A 19,960-nucleotide genomic window follows, 5' to 3' on the forward strand; every position below is an offset into this window, starting at 1 on the left:
GATGGTTCCATCGTCCGACGAAAATTTCGACGAGCAGTCTGATCACGCAGAACAGCCCGAAGGCGAAGCGCAGGCGGATGTTGCTGCAGAACAGGACGCGAGCGATGCAACGCCGAAGCCCGCCTTCCTGGGCGATGCCGCCAACTTCGTCGCTCCCGCCAAGTCCGCAGCCGCCGAGGCCGCCGAGTTCGTCGCGCGCATCTTTGCCGACGTGCAAGGCAAGGACAGCAAGGAAGAGCCCGAAGCAGCAGCGCCCGTGGATGCTGCAGAGCCGACCGACGCCGAAGCATCTGCCAGCGAAGGCCAGGAAAGCACCGAGCCATCCGACGAACACAACGCGCAGGAGGAGCTGCTCGCAGCCTTTGTGCCCGAACTGCAAGGCAAGCGCGTACTGGTCTTGGGTCTCGGCGCATCCGGCATGGCGATGGCACGTTGGTGCGCCAGGAGCGGCGCCGACGTGACTGTCGCCGACACACGCGATGCGCCGCCACAACTCGCCGCGCTGCAGCAGGAACTGCCACAGGTGCGCTTCGTGGCCGGAGCGATGAGCGCCGATCTGGTCAACGGCCAGTCGCTCGATGCGGTCTACCGTTCGCCGGGTCTGTTCCCCGCGACCATCGCTGAGGTTGTCGAGGCAGCCCACGCCGCGCAGATCAAGGTCGGTGGCGAGCTCGATCTGTACGCGCTGGCCCTGCGCGAACTGGCGATCACGCGTGAGTACAAGCCGTCCGTGTTGGCGATCACCGGCACCAACGGCAAGACCACCGTGACCTCGCTCACCGCGCTGCTTGTGCAATGTGCCGAGAAGACTGTCGCGATGGCCGGCAACATCGGCCCGACGCTGCTCGACACGCTCTCCAAGCACATCGATGAAGACACGCTGCCCGAAGTGTGGGTGCTGGAACTGTCCAGCTTCCAGCTCGACGGCGTCAAGGGTTTCGAGCCCACCGCCGCGACCGTGCTCAACATCACGCAGGACCACCTCGACTGGCATGGCAGCCTGTCTGCCTATGCGGCCGCGAAGGCGCGCATCTTCGGCGAAAAAGGTCTGATGATTCTGAACCGCGAAGACCAGATGGTGATGGACATGCTGCCGCCGCCCGTGCGCGTGAAGCTGCAGAAGCCGCAACTGCGGGCCCATGTGACTTTCGGTGGCGACATGCCCCAACGTCCCGGCGATTTCGGCATCGAGAACGTCAGCGGCATGGACTGGCTGGTGCGTGCGCACGAGGCCGACGAAACCAGCCGCAAGGGCCGCAATGTGCAGGAAGTGGATCTGCACATCCAGCGCTTCATGCCTGCGGATGCGCTGCGCATTCGCGGTCGTCACAACGCGATGAACGCCTTGGCTGCGCTGGCATTGGCTCAGGCCGCAGGCTGCTCGCTGGCCCCCATGCTGTTCGGCCTGCGCGAGTATCGCGGCGAGCCGCATCGTGTCGAGCCCATCGGCATCGTCAACGAGGTCGAATACTTCGACGACAGCAAGGGCACGAACGTCGGCGCGACCGTCGCGGCACTCAGCGGCCTCGGTCCGGATCGTCGCCTGATCGTGATTCTGGGTGGCGATGGCAAGGGGCAGGACTTCTCGCCGCTGGCCTTGCCGATCTCGCGCTATGCACGCGCCGTGGTGCTGATCGGCCGCGATGCGCCGCAGATCGAAGCCGCGTTGCAGGACACCGGCGTGCCCATGCTGCACGCAGCGACCATGCCCGAAGCGGTGGAAGTTTCCTCTCGCAACGCGCAGCCTGGCGATGGCGTACTGATGTCGCCCGCCTGCGCCAGCATGGACATGTTCGACAACTACGCTCACCGCGCCAAAGTTTTCTGCGACGCGGTGCAGGCGCTGGCGGATGACGCCGGCCAGGTTCTGGGAGGGCAGTCATGACTGCAGCGGCAACCGATGAACGCTTGACGCCTTGGCAGCGCATCGCCGGATGGTTCGGAGCCATCCCGGTGAAGGCTGCCGACGTGCTGCCGGTGCGCATCGGTGGCACGGAGTATCGCCAGACCACGGCGACTCCTGCGCGCATGGTCGGCTTCGATCAGGCGTTGCTCTGGGTCGTGATCGCGCTGCTCGCCTGGGGTGTGGTGATGGTGTATTCCGCATCCATCGCGATGCCGGACAACCCACGCTTTGGAGCCATCGAGAGCTACCACTTCGTCAAGCGCCATGTGATCTCGCTGATCCTGGGTTTCATCTGCGCGGTCATTGCCTTCAAGATTCCGATGAACACGTGGGAGCGCTATGCACCCTGGCTGTTTGTGCTCTCCATCCTGTTGCTCGTCGCGGTGCTGATTCCGCACGTGGGCACGGTGGTGAACGGTGCGCGGCGCTGGCTGTCGCTGGGCTTCATGAACTTCCAGCCGTCGGAGCTTGCCAAGCTCGCGGTGGTGATCTACGCGTCCGACTACATGGTGCGCAAGATGGAAGTGAAAGAGCGCTTCTTCCGTGCCGTGCTGCCGATGGCGATTGCCGTGGCCGTGGTCGGTGCGCTGCTGCTGGCCGAGCCCGACATGGGCGCGTTCATGGTGATCGCCGTGGTCGCCATGGGCATTCTGTTCCTGGGCGGCGTCAATGCACGCATGTTCTTCCTGATCGCCGCCGTGCTGCTGCTCGCGTTTGCCTGCATGGTCTGGTTCTCGGAATGGCGTCGTGAGCGCATCTTTGCGTATCTCGATCCATGGAGCGAGAAGCACGCGCTCGGCAAGGGCTACCAGCTTTCGCACGCGCTAATCGCGATTGGCCGTGGCGAAATCTTCGGTGTCGGCTTGGGCGGCAGTGTGGAGAAGCTGCACTGGTTGCCTGAAGCGCACACCGACTTCTTGCTGTCCGTGATCGGCGAAGAATTTGGCCTCGTCGGCGTGCTGATCCTGATCGTCTCCTTCCTGTGGCTTACCCGCCGCATCATGCACATCGGCCGTCAGGCGATTGCGCTCGACCGCGTGTTCGCCGGGCTGGTCGCGCAGGGCATTGCGATGTGGATCGGCTTTCAGTCGTTCATCAACATGGGTGTGAATCTGGGCGCGCTGCCAACCAAGGGGCTGACCTTGCCGCTGATGAGTTTCGGCGGCTCGGCTGCGCTCATGAATCTGGTGGCCTTGGCAGTCGTGCTGCGCGTCGACTACGAGAACAAGCTGCTGATGAGAGGAGGGCGCGTATGACCAAGCAGCGCACCGCACTCATCATGGCTGGCGGCACGGGTGGGCATATCTTCCCGGGTCTTGCCGTGGCCGAAGAACTGCGCAACTGCGGCTGGAATGTGCACTGGCTGGGTACACCCGGCAGCATGGAGTCGCGCATTGTTCCGCCCAAGGGTTTTGCGCTCGAAACCATTGATTTTTCCGGCGTGCGCGGCAAGGGCGTGAAGACACTGGTGTTCCTGCCGTTCAAGCTGCTGCGCGCCTTCTGGCAAGCACTTTCGGTGGTCCGCCGCATCAAGCCGGACGTGGTGGTGGGCATGGGTGGCTATGTCACTTTCCCCGGCGGAATGATGGGCGTGCTGGCTGGCAAGCCGCTGGTGCTGCACGAGCAGAACTCGGTCGCCGGCATGGCCAACAAGGTGCTCGCGGGCATCGCCGATCGCATCTTCACCGCCTTCCCCAACGTGTTCAAGAAGGGCCAGTGGGTGGGCAATCCGCTGCGCTCGGCGTTCACGCAGAAGGCCGATCCGGCCACGCGTTTTGCGGGCCGCACAGGTCAATTGAAATTGCTGGTGGTGGGCGGCAGTCTGGGTGCTCGCGCGCTCAACGAAATCGTGCCGCAGGCATTGGCGCTGATTCCAGCGGAGCAGCGTCCCGAAGTGATTCACCAAAGCGGCGCAACGCAGATCGATGCGATGCGCAGCAACTACGAAGCGGCGGGCGTGCAGGCCACGCTCACGCCGTTCATCGACGACACCGCAGCGGCATTTGCCGATGCGGATCTGATTGTCTGCCGCGCAGGCGCGAGCACCGTGACGGAAATCGCCGCGGTCGGTGCCGCAGCGGTCTATGTGCCGTTCCCGGCCGCAGTCGACGACCACCAGACCACGAACGCGAAGTTCCTGGTCGATGCGGGCGGTGGCTGGCTGGTGCAGCAGCGTGACCTCACGCCGCGCGGACTCGCAGACATGATTCTGAATATGCAGCGTCCGGCTTTGCTGGAAAAAGCGCTGAAGGCAAAGGCAATGGAAAAGATCAACGCCACCCGCGAGGTGGTGACCGCATGTGAGGAGCTGGCCAAATGAAGCACGCCATCCGTCATATTCATTTCGTGGGCATCGGCGGCTCGGGCATGAGCGGCATCGCCGAAGTGCTGCACAACCTGGGCTATGTGGTGTCGGGCTCGGACCTGTCCGACAGCGCGACGCTGCGCCGTCTGCAGACGCTTGGCATCCGCACTTTCGTGGGCCACGCGGCGGCGAACATCGCTGGCGCGAACGCCGTGGTCACATCGACCGCCGTGCATGGCGACAACCCCGAAGTGGTGGCCGCGCGCGAGAAGAAGATTCCCGTCGTGCCGCGCGCGCTGATGCTCGCCGAGCTGATGCGCTTGCGCCAAGGCATCGCGATTGCCGGTGCGCACGGCAAGACGACGACGACCAGTCTGGTCGCGAGCGTGCTGGCCGAGGCGGGTCTCGATCCGACCTACGTGATCGGTGGCCGCCTGAACAGCGCGGGCTCGAACGCCAAGCTCGGCAAGGGCGAGTACATCGTGGTCGAGGCCGACGAGTCCGACGCATCGTTCCTGAACCTGCTGCCGGTGATGGCGGTGGTCACGAACATCGATGCCGACCACATGGAAACCTACGGGCACGACTTTGAAAAACTCAAGTCCGCGTTCGTCGATTTCCTGCACCGCATGCCGTTCTACGGCACGGCCATCCTGTGCGTGGAAAGCCCGGCGATCCGCGACATCATGCCGCGCCTCACGCGTCCGGTGATCTCCTACGGCTTCGGCGAAGACGCACAGGTGCGTGCCGTCGATGTGCGCGCAGTCGGCACGCAGATGCATTTCCGCGTGATCCGCACGGGTGCAGTGGCCGGTCCCGACCTGAACGTGGTGCTGAATCTTGCAGGCATGCACAACGTGCTCAACACGCTGGCCGCCATCGTGGTGGCTGCCGAAGTCGATGTGCCCGACGACGCCTTGCTGCGCGCACTCGCCAGCTTCAACGGCGTGGGCCGTCGCTTCCAGCGCATCGCCGATCTGCCGACCGCCGATGGTGGCAAGTTCGACCTGATCGAAGACTACGGACACCACCCCGTCGAGATGGCCGCGACCATGGCTGCCGCACGCGGTGCCTTCCCCGGTCGTCGTCTGGTGATGGCGTTCCAGCCGCATCGTTACAGCCGCACGCGCGATTGTTTTGAAGACTTCGTCAAGGTGCTTGGCGAGGCCGATGCCGTGCTGCTGACCGAGGTCTACGCAGCGGGCGAGCAACCCATCGTCGCCGCTGATGGTCGCGCACTGGCACGTGCCGTGCGCGTGGCGGGCAAGGTCGAGCCGGTGTTCATCGACGACATCGCCGAGCTGCCGCAGCGCATCGCCAGCGGTGCGAAGAATGGCGACGTGGTGATGTGCATGGGCGCGGGATCGATCGGTTCGGTTCCCGCCAAAGTGGCAGAAATGCTCACAGGCAACCAGCAATCGGCGCAGGAAGGAAAAGCGCAATGAACGACAAGAACAAGCCATTTCAAATCGATGCCCGCAGCATGGGCAAGGTCGCGGTGCTGATGGGCGGTGCCTCGTCGGAGCGCGAGGTGTCGCTGATGTCCGGCGGCGGCGTGCTGCAGGCGCTGCAGTCGCGCGGCGTGGATGCGCACGCCTTCGATCCATCGATCAACAATCTCTACGACCTGAAGTCGCACGGCTACGACCGCTGCTTCATCGCGCTGCATGGTCGCCATGGAGAAGATGGCACGGTGCAGGGCGCGCTCGAACTGCTCGGCATTCCCTACACGGGCCCCGGCGTGATGGCGTCGAGCATCGCCATGGACAAGATCATGACCAAGCGCATCTGGCGCGCGGAAGGGCTGTCCACGCCGGATTGGAAACTGGTGTCGAGCGCTGCTGAAACCGCGCAGGCGTTCAAGGATCTGGGCTCGCCCATGATCGTCAAGCCCGCACGCGAAGGCTCGACCATCGGCCTGACCAAGGTGACTTCGGTCGGCCAGTGCGAGCAGGCTTACCGCCTCGCGTCGAAGTTCGATCCCGAAGTGCTGTGCGAGGAGTTCATCGACGGCGACGAGACCACCTGCCCGATCCTCGGTCAGGGCAAGGATGCGCGCGCGCTGCCGGTGATCCGCATCGTCGCGCCTGAAGGCAACTACGACTACCAGAACAAGTACTTCACCGACGTCACGCAGTACCACTGCCCGAGCGGTCTGCCCGAAGCCGAGGAGCGCGAGATCCAGCGCCTCGTCGTTGAAGCCTTCCGCACGCTCGATTGCCGTGGCTGGGCGCGTGCCGACATCATGATCCGCAAGACCGACCGCAAGCCGTTTCTTCTGGAGATCAACACCTCGCCGGGCATGACCGGTCACTCGCTGGTGCCGATGTCGGCCAAGGCGAGCGGCATCGATTACCCCGAACTCTGTCTGCGGATTCTGGCGAGTGCATCGCTGGATTCGCGTCAGGGCGTCACCACGGATCAAGGAGCCAGCGCGCAATGAACGACGCACTGCCAGCACCACTCGACGTCCGGCTCATGAACATGATCGCCACGATCCTGTTCGTGTGCTGCGCCGTGGGCGTGGTGGCGGCAGGCAGTTGGTGGTTCCTGCGCAATCCGGCGTTTGCGATCGGACGCATCGTGGTGCATGGCGATCTCGCGCACACCAATCCGGTGAGCCTGCGTGCCAACGTCGCACCGCGTCTGATGGGCAATTTCTTCACGCTGAATCTGCGTCAGGCCAAGGCCGAGTTCGAAAGCGTGCCATGGATTCGCAAGGCGCAAGTGCATCGCGAGTTTCCGAACGGCCTGGCCGTGGACATCGAGGAGCACAAGGCCCGCGCATTCTGGGGTGCCGAAGGCAGCCCCACGCTGGTGAACGATTTTGGTGAAGTGTTCGAAGCTGCCGCCGATGAAGACGATGACAACAAGCTGCCGCGCCTGCAGGGGCCGGATGGACGCTCGCTCGAAATGCTGCAGATGTACGACCGCCTGCAACCACGCGTGAAGCCGCTGGGTTCGTCGATCGACACGGTGGCGCTCAACGGCCGCGGGAGCTGGCGCGTGGGGCTTGAAAGCGGTGCTGTGCTCGAACTGGGCAGCGGCTCGACGCTGGACGTGATGAATCGTCTGGATCGCTTCGTGCGCACGCTGCCCAAGGTGGCGGCGCAGCAGGGACGCAATGTGGCTTCGCTGGAATCGGCGGACCTTCGGCAGATGGATGGATATGCGTTGCGCTTGCGTGGTGTGACCACGGTGAGCGCAGAGACGGCGGCTGCACGTGCCAAGGCACAGGCGACTGCACGGCCAGCAGCGGCGCGGGCGACAGCGACGGCCCCGCGCACTACTACAACGACACGCACCCCCGGGCGCAGCAACTGAGGGCAGGACGGATTTATGGCAAGAGAATACAAAGATGTAGTTGTCGGGCTGGACATTGGAACAGCCAAGGTGATGGCCGTCGTGGCCGAGGTGATGCCCGACGGCAACCTCAAGCTCGCTGGTCTGGGCATCGCGCCGAGCAATGGCTTGAAGCGTGGTGTGGTCGTGAACATCGACGCGACCGTGCAGAGCATCCAGCAGGCGCTGAAAGAGGCCGAGCTGATGGCCGACTGCAAGATCCAGCGCGTCTACACCGGCATCACCGGCAGCCATATCCGCGGCCTCAATTCGAGCGGCATGGTGGCCGTCAAGGACAAGGAAGTCTCTGCCACCGACGTGGCGCGCGTGGTGGAAACCGCCAAGGCCATCAACATCTCCAGCGACCAGCGTCTGCTGCTCGTGGAGCCGCAGGAATTCGTGATCGACGGGCAGGATGTGAAGGAGCCCATCGGCATGAGCGGCATCCGTCTCGAAGCCAAGATCCACATCGTGACCGGTGCGCAGAGCGCTGCCGAAAACATCATCAAGTGCGTGCGCCGCTGCGGTCTGGAAGTCGAGCAGCTCATGCTCAATCCGCTGGCCAGCAGCCAGGCCGTGCTGACCGACGACGAACGCGAACTCGGCGTGGCGGTGGTCGACATTGGCGCGGGCACGACCGACGTGGCGATCTTCACCGGCGGCGCGATTCGCCACACGGCAGTCATTCCAATTGCCGGTGACCTGATCACCAGCGACATCGCCATGGCGCTGCGCACGCCGACCAAGGATGCGGAAGACATCAAGGTCGAGAGCGGCTATGCCAAGCAGTTGCTGGCCGATCCCGATGCGCAGGTCGAAGTGCCGGGCCTCGGTGACCGCGGCCCGCGCATGTTGTCCAAGCAGGCACTGGCCGGCGTGATCGAGCCGCGTGTCGAAGAAATCTTTTCACTCGTGCAACAAGTGATACGCGAGTCGGGCTTTGAAGAAGTGCTTTCTTCGGGCATCGTGCTCACTGGTGGCAGCGCAGTGATGCCGGGCATGGTCGAGCTGGGCGAGGACATTTTCCTCAAGCCGGTGCGACGCGGCATTCCCAAATATTCAAGCGCCCTGTCCGACATGATCGCCCAGCCTCGCGCGGCAACCGTCATGGGCCTGCTGGAAGAAGCGCGGCTGGCAAGGCTGCGCGGATTCAAGGTCGCGGCCAAGAGCGGCTCCGTGAAAACGGCGTTCGGTCGTCTCAAGGACTTCATCGTGGGGAACTTTTGAGATGACTGCACATCTGCTATGGCTTGCACGCGCGGGTCCACCTGCTCCGGTTCGAGACCGATGGCGAAGCTGGGGACCTTCATCATCGACAGAAAGTGCATTCGAAGCACCCCATCCAAAATTTTCGGCAACTGCAATTGAAGATACAGCGTTAGGAGCACCCACATGACCATCGAAATGATCGAGTCCGAAGAGTTCAACCAGGGCACGCAGATCAAGGTGATCGGTGTCGGCGGTGGCGGCGGCAACGCCGTCGAACACATGATCGCACGCGCGGTCCAGAACGTGGAGTTCGTCTGTGCGAACACCGACGCGCAGGCGCTGGCCAACAGCTCGGCACATCGCACGATTCAGTTGGGCACCAGCGGTCTGGGCGCAGGCAGCAAGCCCGACATGGGCAAGCAGGCAGCGGAGCAGGCCGAGGAAGCCATCCGTCAGGCGATCCAGGGTTCGCATATGCTGTTCATCACGGCCGGCATGGGTGGTGGCACGGGCACGGGCGCAGCGCCAGTCATCGCACGCGTTGCCAAGGAAATGGGCATCCTGACCGTCGGCGTGGTGACCAAGCCGTTCGAGTGGGAAGGCGGTCGCCGCATGAAGAATGCCGACCAAGGTCTCGTCGAACTGGAAGCCAACGTCGATTCGCTGATCGTCGTGTTGAATGAGAAGCTGCTGGAAGTTCTGGGTGACGACATCACACAGGACGAAGCCTTCGCGTACGCCAACGACGTACTGAAGAACGCCGTGGGCGGTATCGCTGAAATCATCAGCGAGACCGGTCAGGTGAACGTCGACTTCGAAGACGTGCGCACCGTGATGGGCGAGCCCGGCAAGGCGATGATGGGCACGGCCACGGCCAGCGGTCCTGATCGCGCGCGCATCGCGGCAGAGCAGGCGATTGCCTGCCCGCTGCTTGACGGCATCGACCTGTCGGGCGCCCGGGGCGTGCTGGTGCTGATCACCGCGAGCAAGGGCAGCCTCAAGCTGTCGGAGTCGCGCCTGGCAATGGGCACGATCAACGCCTACGCGTCCAAGGATTCGCACGTCATCTTCGGCGCAGCCTACGACGACAGCCTAGGCGACGAGATCCGCGTGACCGTGGTTGCCACCGGCCTGTCCCGCGCAGGTGCGCGCCGTCAGCCCATCTCGATCGTGCAGGGCGGTCTGCGCACCGGCACGGACGGTGTGGACTACCAGATGCCGAACTCGGGTGTGTCCATGTCGATTCCGTCGATGACGGGCTCGGCTCAGAAGTACGAGTCGCTCGCGGTTCCGAGCGTGTGGCGCACCAATCGCACGCATGCCACGGCGCGCGTCGATGCGCTGAGCTCAGGCGGCATGGAAGAAATGGAGATCCCCGCATTCTTGCGGAAGCAGGCTGATTGAATGCAGCCAATTCAGTGAGACACGGCGCGCCAGAACAATATCTTTGAAGTTCTGTGTCTCGCTGAAAGCGCTCAACTCAGCACAACTTTTGAATTGACAGGGATAGGAGCACCAACATGACCATCGAAATGATCGAGTCCGAAGAGTTCAATCAAGGTACCAAGATCAAGGTGATCGGTGTCGGCGGAGGGGGAGGGAACGCTGTCGCCCACATGATCGAGCGGAACGTACAGGGTGTGGAGTTTCTGTGCGCCAATACCGACGCACAAGCCTTGGCGCGCAGCGGTGGGCACCACCATATCCAGTTGGGCAGCACGGGCCTTGGCGCGGGCGGCAAGCCGGACAAGGGCAAGAGCGCTGCAGAGCAGGCGGAAGCGGACATCCGCGAAGCCATCAAGGGCTCGCACATGCTGTTCATCACGGCCGGCATGGGCGGCGGCACGGGCACGGGCGGTGCTCCGGTGATCGCGCGCATCGCCAAGGAAATGGACATCCTGACCGTGGCAGTCGTCACCAAGCCTTTCGGCTTTGAAGGCAACCGCCGCATGCTGAATGCGGTGGATGGTCTGACCGAGCTGGAGGCCAATGTCGACTCGCTGATCGTCGTGTTGAACGACAAGCTGCTCGAAACTTTCGGCGACGACATCTCGCAGGACGAAGCGTTCGCGCACGCCAACGACGTTCTCAAGAACGCCGTGGGCGGCATCGCCGAAATCATCAACGGTTACGGCATGGTGAACGCCGACTTCGAGGACGTCCGCACCGTGATGGCTGCGCAAGGCAAAGCGATGATGGGCACGGCCACGGCCAGCGGTCCTGATCGTGCACGCATCGCGGCAGAGCAGGCGATTGCCTGCCCACTGCTCGAAGGCGCGGAAATCTCCGGCGCCAAGGGCGTGCTGGTGCTGATCACGGCAAGCAAGGGCTCGCTGAAGCTGAGCGAGTCGCGCATCGCCATGCAGACCATCCAGGCCACCAGCGGCGACGACGTGGCCGTGATTTACGGTGCGGCTTATGACGACAGCCTCGGCGATGAGCTGCGCGTGACCGTGCTGGCCACGGGTCTGTCTCGCGCCGACGAACGTCGTCAATCCATGCTGCTGAACGAAGGTGCCCGTCGCACGGGCACCGATGACATCGACTTCCTGCCACCTCACTCGTTCCTTGGACAGCCATCGGCATCAGGTGTGTCGCGTGGTGCTGCAGGAGGAAATGTTGGTGCGGTTGGACAAGGCGCTGCAGGTCGTACGGGCCGACCCAATGTCTGGGGCACGCCCCGTGCGAAGGTCAACGAGATGTCGGCCAGCGGCATGGACGAGCTGGAAATCCCGGCATTCCTGCGCAAGCAAGCCGAGTGATTCCATGGGCCGGAAGGCCCGTGTCAGCGCGCTGCATCGGCCACGCGTTGAACAGATGCTTTTGCAAGAGTTAAACAGAGAGAGTGTGGAGGGAGCGGGCGACTGCTTCCTCTTTTTTTCTCCTCGATCCGCTTTGGGTTTATGCTCTTGTTTTCGTAGCAATCCAGCAATTCCTATTGGGGAAATAGAAGGATTGCTATCGTCGAAAACGACCCTTTGACCTACAATCGACAGATGCTTCAGCAACGAACGATCAAGACTCTGACACGCGCCGTGGGTGTGGGTTTGCACAGCGGCCAACGGGTCGAGTTGACGTTGCGTCCGGCCCAGCCCGACACCGGCATCGTGTTTCGTCGCGTGGATCTGCCCGAGCCGGTGGACATTCCGGTGAACGCCATGGCCATCGTGGATACGCGCATGGCGTCCACCATCGGCGTGGGTGGTGCCAAGGTGCACACCATCGAGCATCTGATGTCGGCCTGCGCGGGCCTTGGCATCGACAATCTCTACATCGACATCACGGCTGAGGAAGTTCCGATTCTCGACGGCTCCTCGGCTTCGTTCGTGTTCCTGCTGCAAAGCGCAGGTGTGGAAAAGCAGAGTGCGCCCAAGCGCTTCATCCGCATCACCAAGCCGGTGGAAATCCGTCAGGGCGAAGGCGCGAATCTGAAGTGGGCAAGGCTCGATCCATACCATGGCTTCAAGCTGCGTTTCGAGATCGACTTCGCGCATCCTGCCGTCGATTCAACAGGCCAAAGCGTGGAGTTTGACATGGGCGCGGACAACTACACGCGTGACATTGCACGTGCGCGCACCTTCGGCTTCACCAAGGATGTCGAGATGATGCGTGCCAACGGCCTCGCGCTCGGCGGCGGACTCGACAACGCCATCGTGATGGACGACTACAAGGTGCTCAACGCCGATGGTCTGCGCTACGACGACGAGTTTGTGAAGCACAAGATTCTCGACGCCATCGGCGATCTGTATGTCGTCGGCAAGCCGCTGCTCGCGGCCTACAGCGCGTTCCGCTCGGGCCATGGCCTGAACAATCTGCTGCTGCGCGAACTGCTGGCGAATGAGGACTGCTGGGAGATCGCCACCTTCGACAGCGAACGTCAGGCGCCGCGCGGCTTCGCCATGCCTGCGCACGCGTGGTGATCGTCCGCATTTTCCGTACAGCGATCGCATGCTGATCTTTCGCGCCCTCGTCATGTTCCTGGTGGTGGCCGCAGCCGTGTGCTTCGGCTTTTACGCCGCCACGGGACAGCCGCAGTACAAACGCTACGCGTTCGTCATCATCAAGTGGACTTTGATCGCCGCGCTGATGTTCTTTGCCGTTCTGTTCCTCGAACGCATCGTCTGAAAACGCATAAATCGGAACAAGCTGTTTGATTTTTTGCAATACAGCTTGCTTTAAATTGCTTTGCACCTATACTCGCCCTTGCTCCGGGGTGCACGTATTGGCGTGCTGAGACAGTGGACCGACCACTGGAACCGCGAACTTGATCTGGTTAGTACCAGCGTAAGAAGAGCTGCAGTTGGATCTGCAATGGTTGGAATGGTCTGTTCACATGTGCCCGAAATGGGTGGGTGCGTGCAGGCGCAACTCCATACCTTCAGACCCGGCCGATTGCGGAGCATTCCATTCGAGACATCGATCCAAGGAGTGCAGCCACATGAACGCAATCGACAAGTTTTCCCAACTGCTTTCGCTCACACGCGAGCCGTTTCCCGCATCCACCAAGAATTATCTCGAAGGCAGCCAGCCCGACATTCGCGTGCCCGTGCGCGACATCGCGCTGACCAACGGCGAGACGGTGAGCGTGTATGACACCTCCGGCCCCTACACCGACCCCAAAGTGCAGATCGACGTGCGCCAGGGTCTGCCCAACGTGCGCGGCGGCTGGATCGATGCGCGCGGCGACAGCGAGTACTACGCAGGCCGTTTGCGTGTAGCGCTCGATGATGGCCGCAAGGGCGATCCCGACGATATCCGCCTCGACCAATTGCGCGCCGAAGCCGCAGCCCTGCAACGCCAACCGCGCCGAGCCAAGAGCGGTGCCAACGTCACGCAGATGCACTACGCCAAGCGCGGCATCATCACGCCCGAGATGGAATACGTGGCCATCCGCGAGAACGGTCGCCGCGAATGGATGCAGCAATACATGCAGGACACGGCGCGTGAACAACGCCTTGCCGGCAACCCCATGGGCGCGATCATTCCCAAGATCATCACGCCTGAATTCGTGCGCGACGAGGTGGCCCGTGGACGCGCCATCATTCCCGCCAACATCAATCACCCCGAAGTCGAGCCGATGGCGATCGGCCGCAACTTCCTCGTGAAGATCAACGCCAACATCGGCAACTCGGCCGTCACGTCGAGCATCGAAGAAGAGGTGGAAAAGCTCGTGTGGGCGATCCGCTGGGGCGCGGACAACGTGATGGATCTGTCCACCGGCAAGAACATCCACACCACGCGCGACTGGATCGTGCGCAACTCGCCCGTGCCCATCGGCACCGTGCCGATCTATCAGGCGCTGGAGAAAGTGGGCGGCATTGCCGAAGACCTCACCTGGGAAATCTTCCGCGACACCTTGGTCGAGCAAGCCGAGCAGGGTGTGGATTACTTCACGATCCACGCGGGCGTGCGTCTGGCCTACATCCACCTCACGGCGCAGCGCCGCACGGGCATCGTGTCACGCGGTGGCTCGATCATGGCGAAGTGGTGCATGGCGCACCACCGCGAGAGCTTCCTGTATGAGCATTTCGAAGACATCTGCGACATCATGAAGCAGTACGACGTGAGCTTCTCGCTGGGCGACGGCCTGCGTCCCGGTTGCGCATCGGATGCCAACGACGAAGCGCAATTCGCCGAATTGCACACGCTGGGCGAGCTCACCAAGACCGCCTGGAAGCATGACGTGCAGACCATGATCGAAGGCCCCGGTCACGTGCCCATGCACATGATTCAGGCCAACATGACGGAGCAACTCAAGCACTGCGACGAAGCACCGTTCTACACCCTCGGCCCGCTGACCATCGACATCGCACCGGGTTATGACCACATCGCCAGCGCCATCGGCGCAGCCATGATCGGCTGGTTCGGCACCGCGATGCTGTGCTACGTGACGCCCAAGGAACATCTCGGCTTGCCAGACCGCGACGACGTGAAGCAAGGCATCATTGCGTACAAGATCGCAGCCCACGCCGCCGACGTCGCCAAGGGGCATCCGGGCTCACGCTCGCGCGACGATGCACTCAGTCAGGCACGTTTTGATTTCCGCTGGGAAGACCAGTTCAACCTCGGCCTCGACCCCGACACGGCGCGTGAATTCCACGATGAAACGCTGCCCAAGGACAGCGCGAAGGTGGCGCATTTCTGCTCGATGTGCGGGCCGAAGTTCTGCTCGATGAAGATCACGCAGGAAGTGCGCGAGTTCGCAGCCAAGGGCATGCAGGACAAGGCGGGCGAGTTCCGCGAAGGTGGCGGCGAGCTCTACATTCCGATCCAATCAGTCGCCTGAAATCAGCCAAACGTGAACCACTTTTTCACGAAAGCAAAGCTCATGTAAATCTGCCGTCCGCCTACTTGGTGGACGGCTTTTTTGATGCAACATGGCTTGCATATCGACAGCAGTTCAGCGCTTGGACGCCGAGCGAGACGATATCGGGTCGACGAGGCCAGGGAAAATTTTTCCAACTACCTTGTCGAGCCCGCCGCTTTCCATACCAAGGAGGTTCACATGACAGCCAAATTTCGCACAGCAGCCAAAACACTGACATCTGCAGCCGTCGCAATCGTGCTGGGTGTTACCGCAATCGGCGCCACCGCACAGCCGCGTCCCGACATCGTCAGAAACAACGACAACCGTTATGACAACCGCTACGACCAGCGCGGCCATGACAACGACCGCCGTGGCGACAACCGACGCGACATGGATCGCCGCCACGACAACCGCCGCGCCGACCCTCCAGGCCATGCTCGCAATGACTACCCACGCGGCGCAGGCCCGGACCACCGCTGGAACCGAGGCGACCGCGTGCCACCAGCCTATCGCACCAGAAGCTATGTGGTGGATGACTGGCGCGGACACCGCCTGTCGGCACCTCCACGCGGATACCAATGGGTTCAATACGGCGGTGACTATCTTCTGGTAGCCGTAGCCACCGGCATCATCGCTTCGATGATTTTGGGGAATTGATCTTTTTGTTTGTTTGTTTGATTCGTCGCTCGTTTTAAGGCGCCAATACAGCCCCTCATGCGTCGTTGTCGAAGCCTTGCCGTATCGGCATACTGTCTGCGGCTTCACGCCTAGCCTGAGGGGCTGTCTTGGCGTTGTGGCTACCAACTCCACGGCCCGCTGCGCTTCATAAGCTCGCTCCAGCAAGCGGGAACCAAGACCAATCAATACAAAGTTAAAGTCGGCGCACTACTCGCGCACAGGCATCTCGCGCAGTCGCGAGATGCAGCACGAGCGAAGCAAAGTGCCGAATCACACCTCTTCCAAACTGATTTCCGGCGGTTGTCCGAGCAGAGTGACGAAGGAACGCCGCGAGTTCTGCCGGAGGTATTCAAAGCGTTTTTTGGTGACTTTTTGGCGCAAGCAAAAAGTTACTGCCCAGCCGGGGGCAGTCCCGGCCTCCGTAAGCAACCACCCAACCCAAGCCAAAACAGCAAACGAAACAAGAGAGCAGGAGAGAGCTTAGTAACTCCGTCCCGACCGATACATCGCATGTTGCCTGCGATTCAACTCCGCCACCTCCCCAACCCGCGCCATAGCCGCCCCCGCATGCGCATGCGTAATCGCCAACCCCAGCGCATCGGCCGCATCCGTCCCCGGCAACCCTGGCAGTTGCAGCAATCGCCGCACCATCTCCTGCACCTGGTTCTTCGCCGCACGCCCATGGCCGACCATGGCTTTTTTCATCTGCAGCGCGGTGTATTCGGCCACCGGCAAATCCTGCGAAACCAGTGCCGCCAGCGCCGCGCCGCGCGCCTGTCCGAGCAGCAGGGTCGATTGCGGATTCACGTTCACGAACACGATTTCCACTGTGGCCTGATCAGGCTGGTAGCGCTTGACCACTTCGGTCACGCCCTCGAACAGCACCTTCAGGCGACCGGGCAGGTCGCCGCGCGCGAGCTGTGTCGTGCGGATGGTGCCGCTCGCCACGTAGCTCAGATGATGGCCGTCCACATCCACCACGCCAAAGCCGGTGGTCTGCAGGCCGGGGTCGATTCCCAGAATTCTCACGCGCTGTGTTTCTTTCTTTCCTTACCCAGACATTTCAGTTCCGTAGGATGGCTCTGAAAGTTGAGGGATTCCGATAGATGGAACGTTAAAAATTGTCCAACAAAAGTTTTCTCAAGCTTCTAGACTGTAGCCGGAATGGAACCTGGTTGTCGGGAGACGAAGCGCAACATGAAAACAGGTTCCTTGTTTGTTGGACAAAAAAGGTGGGTCGTCGCGGCGCTTCAAACCGTGTGCTCACCATAACAGGCGATCCGGACAGGGGCGAGGTGTGATTGTTGTGTGATGGTCCGCCGGATTGACCGAAGAAAGCTAAAGCAGTGCCCGTGTATTTGATGATGACTGTCTCTACCCCGGCAGCGGTCTCCTGTAGGAGTCGCTTGCCAGCCGTCACCATGATCGTCGCCCACCGTGACGAGCAGGTGAGCGTGTCGATGTTGTCTTTGTCGTCGCTCCATTCTTCAACATGGGGAGTGGCCGCGCCATGAGCACCGAAGTTCGCTCCGTGCAGCGCGCGCTGCAGATTCTCCGAGTCATGAACGAACGTGTGAGCTGGACGCTGCAGGAGCTGCACCAGCGCACGGGCCTTGCCAAATCCACGTTGCATCGTTTGCTCAGCACGCTGGAGACCGAGAAATACGTGCGCACCGATCCGCATGTCTACGGCCACTACCAGCTCACGCAGGCGGTGGGCAATCTGAGCTGCGGCGTGACCACGCAGATGCAGCTCGCCGAATTGGCCGCGCCCATCATGGTGAGCACCACACACGCCATCAAATGGCCGCTGTCGTTGGGCGTGATTGATCGCCACCAGATCCGCATCGTCTACTGCACCATGCCCTACAGCCCGTATGCGATTCGTCCATCGAGCGTGGGCCGGAAGTACGAGTTGACCGAGTCCGCATCGGGCCGTGCCTATCTCGCGTTCTGCGATCCGGCCGAGCGCCGCATCCTGATCGAAGAGATGAACAGCCGCGAAGACGACGGCCCGCGTCTGACCGATCTGCGCGCGCTGCGCCACTCGATCCGCGAGATCCGCAAGCAGGGCTTTGCCGTGCGTTACGGCCACCATCGTTCGGAGAGTGCGGCGCTGGCCGTGCCGGTGTTCAGTGCCGGCATGCTGCGCGGTGTGATGGTCTACACGACGTTTGCCCGCCAGATGGATGAACGCATGCTCAAGCGCGCCGTGCCCACCGTGCTGGCCACCGCACAACGCGTGGGCGAAGCACTCGCGCCCGCATTGCGCGCGGGTGGTTCGGTGAACGGCTATGCGTTGAATGGCAGCAGTGCAGGCGGTCGTGCCGAACCTGTGGCGCGCGTCGCCTGATGTGATGCTCTGATCAGGGCAGCTCGGCGCGGTTCATGCGGCCCATGATGATGCGCGTGCGGCCGTTCAGATAGGCCGACTGCGGCTGCTTTTCAAAGCGTTTGGGCGCGGGCAGCATCACGGCCAGACGAGCGGCTTCGGCGCTGCTCAGTTGGTTGGCGTTCTTCTTGAAGTAGCGCTGCGCAGCCGCCTGCGCGCCGAACACGCCTTCGCCCCATTCGACGTTGTTCAAGTAGATTTCGAGAATGCGCTGCTTGGACAGCAACTGCTCCAGCAGCATGGCAAGCACCAGTTCCTGACCCTTGCGCAGCATGCTGCGTTCGCCCGAGAGCAGCAGGTTCTTGGCGAGTTGCTGTGTGATGGTGGAGCCGCCGCGAATGCGCACGGGGCGTTGCTTGGCCTTGGGGTTGGTTTCCATGCGCTGCTCGGCCAGTTCCTGCAGCTTGTTGTTGCGCTCCCAGTTCTTTTCGATGGCCGTCCAGTCCACGCCGTCATGGTTGACGAATCCGTCGTCTTCCGACGCGACCACCGCGCGCTTGAGGCTGTCGGAAATCTGCGCGTACGGAACCCATTCCTGCTTCCAGTGCAGCGAGCCGTCCGAGGTCATCTGCTGCCAGAGCTGCGAACGCTGGAAGGTGGTCGATTCCGGATCGACCACAATCATGAGCGCAACGCGCAGCACAAAGAACAGTTGCAGCGCGATGAATGCCAGCACCACCAGGGCCAGCCAGCGTGTGATTGCTTTCAACAACATCGCCCGGATTCTCGCGCAAACGCGGGTTCAGCGCCCAGCGGCGATTTCCGCGCGCAACTCGCGCAGCACTTGCTCGGCAGGAGGCCGCACGCCGCGCCAGATGGCAAAGGATTCCGCAGCTTGCTCGACCAGCATGCCGAGACCATCGCGCGCCACGGCTCCGTTGCGCGTGGCCCAGTCGAGAAAGCCCTGGGCCTTTTCGCCGTACATCATGTCGTAGGCGAGCGAGCCTTGGCGCAGCACGCTGGCAGGCACGGGCGATTCGGCACCGGCCAGACTGCTGGCCGTGCCGTTGATGACGATGTCGAAATCTTCGGTGATCGCCACATCGAGCGCGCTCACGGCCAGTGCGGTGCCGGTTTCTTTGGCGATGGCGGCGTGGCTGTCGGCCAGATGCTGTGCCTTTTCGACCGTGCGGTTGGCGATGACTATGCAGCGCGGCTTCTCGCGCAGCAGCGGGCCGAGCACGCCTGCGGCAGCACCGCCCGCGCCGATCAACAGCACATCTTGGCCGGCGATCTTCACGCCCGCGTTGCGGGTGATGTCGGCGACGATGCCGAGTCCGTCGGTATTGTCTGCGTTGATCGTGCCGTCGGCATGGAGTGTCAGCGTGTTGGCTGCGCCTGCCAGGGTCACTCGTTCGCTTTTTGTTGTCGCGAGGTTGGCGGCTTCCAGCTTGAAGGGGACGGTGATGTTGCAGCCTTTGCCGCCTTGCGCTGCGAGTTCCTTGACTGCTTCAGGGAAAGCGTTCAGGTCCACCAATTGGCGGGAGTAGATCACTGGCTGGCCGGTGAGTTCGGCGAAGCGGGTGTGGATCCAGGGGGAGCGGCTGTGGGCGATGGGGTTGCCCATCACGCAATATTTTTCTGTCATGACGAATCGAGCGGCTGTGTATTGGTTGAGCGCGGATGTCGGGACTGCCCCCGACAGGGCAGTCACTTTTTGCTTGCGCGCAAAAAGTAACCAAAAACGCGCTGGAATTCGGGGGCATGCGGCAGAACTCACTTTGCGCCGAAGGCGCGCCGTTCGGACAACCGCCGCGAGTCAGATTTTAATGAAGAGGTGTTTGCGGCACTTCGCTTTGCTCGTGCCTGCATCTCGCGTGT

Annotated in this window: 17 protein-coding genes and 1 riboswitch; of the genes, 14 read left to right on the plus strand and 3 right to left on the minus strand. The window is 62.3% G+C overall.

The window, feature by feature from the left end:
• The first annotated feature begins 1 nt into the window (after nucleotide 1).
• From murD to G7048_RS15035, 13 genes are all read left to right on the plus strand, one after another.
• A complete protein-coding gene (murD, locus tag G7048_RS14975; protein ID WP_371747703.1) occupies nucleotides 2-1,885 on the plus strand; it encodes a UDP-N-acetylmuramoyl-L-alanine--D-glutamate ligase in 1,884 nt (627 codons plus the stop codon).
• The gene (gene ftsW, locus G7048_RS14980) at nucleotides 1,882-3,162 is read left to right on the plus strand and encodes a putative lipid II flippase FtsW (RefSeq protein ID WP_166068905.1); all 1,281 of its coding nucleotides are present in this window, start codon (nucleotides 1,882-1,884) and stop codon (nucleotides 3,160-3,162) included. The genes murD and ftsW overlap by 4 nt, the downstream gene beginning before the upstream one ends.
• Nucleotides 3,159-4,226, plus strand: coding sequence for an undecaprenyldiphospho-muramoylpentapeptide beta-N-acetylglucosaminyltransferase (murG, locus tag G7048_RS14985; RefSeq protein ID WP_166068906.1), 1,068 nt, complete (start codon nucleotides 3,159-3,161; stop codon nucleotides 4,224-4,226). The genes ftsW and murG overlap by 4 nt, the downstream gene beginning before the upstream one ends.
• Complete coding sequence (gene murC / locus G7048_RS14990) at nucleotides 4,223-5,656, plus strand: UDP-N-acetylmuramate--L-alanine ligase (protein ID WP_166068907.1); 1,434 nt, start codon at nucleotides 4,223-4,225, stop codon at nucleotides 5,654-5,656. The genes murG and murC overlap by 4 nt, the downstream gene beginning before the upstream one ends.
• On the plus strand, nucleotides 5,653-6,654 hold the full coding sequence (locus G7048_RS14995; RefSeq protein ID WP_166068908.1) for a D-alanine--D-alanine ligase: 1,002 nt from the start codon (nucleotides 5,653-5,655) through the stop codon (nucleotides 6,652-6,654). Before murC ends, G7048_RS14995 begins: the two co-directional genes overlap by 4 nt.
• Entirely contained in the window at nucleotides 6,651-7,535 is an 885-nt protein-coding gene (locus G7048_RS15000) for a cell division protein FtsQ/DivIB (RefSeq protein ID WP_166068909.1), read from the plus strand. Before G7048_RS14995 ends, G7048_RS15000 begins: the two co-directional genes overlap by 4 nt.
• Nucleotides 7,536-7,550: 15 nt before the next feature.
• Nucleotides 7,551-8,780: a cell division protein FtsA gene (ftsA, locus tag G7048_RS15005; protein ID WP_166068910.1), complete on the plus strand. Its 1,230-nt coding sequence runs from the start codon at nucleotides 7,551-7,553 to the stop codon at nucleotides 8,778-8,780.
• Nucleotides 8,781-8,945: 165 nt separating this feature from the next.
• Entirely contained in the window at nucleotides 8,946-10,166 is a 1,221-nt protein-coding gene (ftsZ, locus tag G7048_RS15010) for a cell division protein FtsZ (RefSeq protein ID WP_166068911.1), read from the plus strand.
• A 116-nt stretch (nucleotides 10,167-10,282) separates the two neighbouring features.
• A complete protein-coding gene (gene ftsZ, locus G7048_RS15015; RefSeq protein ID WP_166068912.1) occupies nucleotides 10,283-11,524 on the plus strand; it encodes a cell division protein FtsZ in 1,242 nt (413 codons plus the stop codon).
• Nucleotides 11,525-11,758: 234 nt separating this feature from the next.
• Nucleotides 11,759-12,682, plus strand: coding sequence for a UDP-3-O-acyl-N-acetylglucosamine deacetylase (lpxC, locus tag G7048_RS15020; protein ID WP_166068913.1), 924 nt, complete (start codon nucleotides 11,759-11,761; stop codon nucleotides 12,680-12,682).
• 28 nt (nucleotides 12,683-12,710) lie between these two features.
• Nucleotides 12,711-12,887, plus strand: coding sequence for a hypothetical protein (locus tag G7048_RS15025; protein WP_166068914.1), 177 nt, complete (start codon nucleotides 12,711-12,713; stop codon nucleotides 12,885-12,887).
• Nucleotides 12,888-12,961: 74 nt separating this feature from the next.
• Nucleotides 12,962-13,070: riboswitch (TPP riboswitch) on the plus strand.
• A 130-nt stretch (nucleotides 13,071-13,200) separates the two neighbouring features.
• Nucleotides 13,201-15,048 carry a phosphomethylpyrimidine synthase ThiC gene (thiC, locus tag G7048_RS15030; RefSeq protein ID WP_166068915.1) on the plus strand — a complete coding sequence of 616 codons (1,848 nt, stop codon included), beginning with the start codon at nucleotides 13,201-13,203 and terminating at the stop codon, nucleotides 15,046-15,048.
• A 219-nt stretch (nucleotides 15,049-15,267) separates the two neighbouring features.
• Nucleotides 15,268-15,726: an RcnB family protein gene (locus tag G7048_RS15035; protein WP_166068916.1), complete on the plus strand. Its 459-nt coding sequence runs from the start codon at nucleotides 15,268-15,270 to the stop codon at nucleotides 15,724-15,726.
• Nucleotides 15,727-16,227: 501 nt separating this feature from the next.
• On the opposite strand, the gene ruvC is transcribed toward G7048_RS15035, so the two are convergent.
• Complete coding sequence (gene ruvC, locus G7048_RS15040; RefSeq protein ID WP_166068917.1) at nucleotides 16,228-16,776, minus strand: crossover junction endodeoxyribonuclease RuvC; 549 nt, start codon at nucleotides 16,774-16,776, stop codon at nucleotides 16,228-16,230.
• Between the two features lie 481 nt (nucleotides 16,777-17,257).
• On the opposite strand from ruvC, the gene G7048_RS15045 reads away from it, so the two are divergent.
• Nucleotides 17,258-18,100, plus strand: a complete 843-nt coding sequence (locus tag G7048_RS15045) for a helix-turn-helix domain-containing protein (RefSeq protein ID WP_166068918.1) — start codon at nucleotides 17,258-17,260, stop codon at nucleotides 18,098-18,100.
• 13 nt (nucleotides 18,101-18,113) lie between these two features.
• Here the strand turns inward: G7048_RS15045 and G7048_RS15050 are convergent, their stop codons facing one another.
• Both G7048_RS15050 and aroE read right to left on the minus strand, forming a co-directional pair.
• Complete coding sequence (locus G7048_RS15050) at nucleotides 18,114-18,848, minus strand: transglycosylase domain-containing protein (RefSeq protein WP_166070989.1); 735 nt, start codon at nucleotides 18,846-18,848, stop codon at nucleotides 18,114-18,116.
• A 33-nt stretch (nucleotides 18,849-18,881) separates the two neighbouring features.
• Nucleotides 18,882-19,727, minus strand: coding sequence for a shikimate dehydrogenase (gene aroE / locus G7048_RS15055; RefSeq protein ID WP_166068919.1), 846 nt, complete (start codon nucleotides 19,725-19,727; stop codon nucleotides 18,882-18,884).
• Between the last annotated feature and the right edge of the window lie 233 nt (nucleotides 19,728-19,960).

The sequence above is a fragment of the Diaphorobacter sp. HDW4B genome (assembly GCF_011305535.1).
GTDB lineage: Bacteria > Pseudomonadota > Gammaproteobacteria > Burkholderiales > Burkholderiaceae_C > Diaphorobacter_A.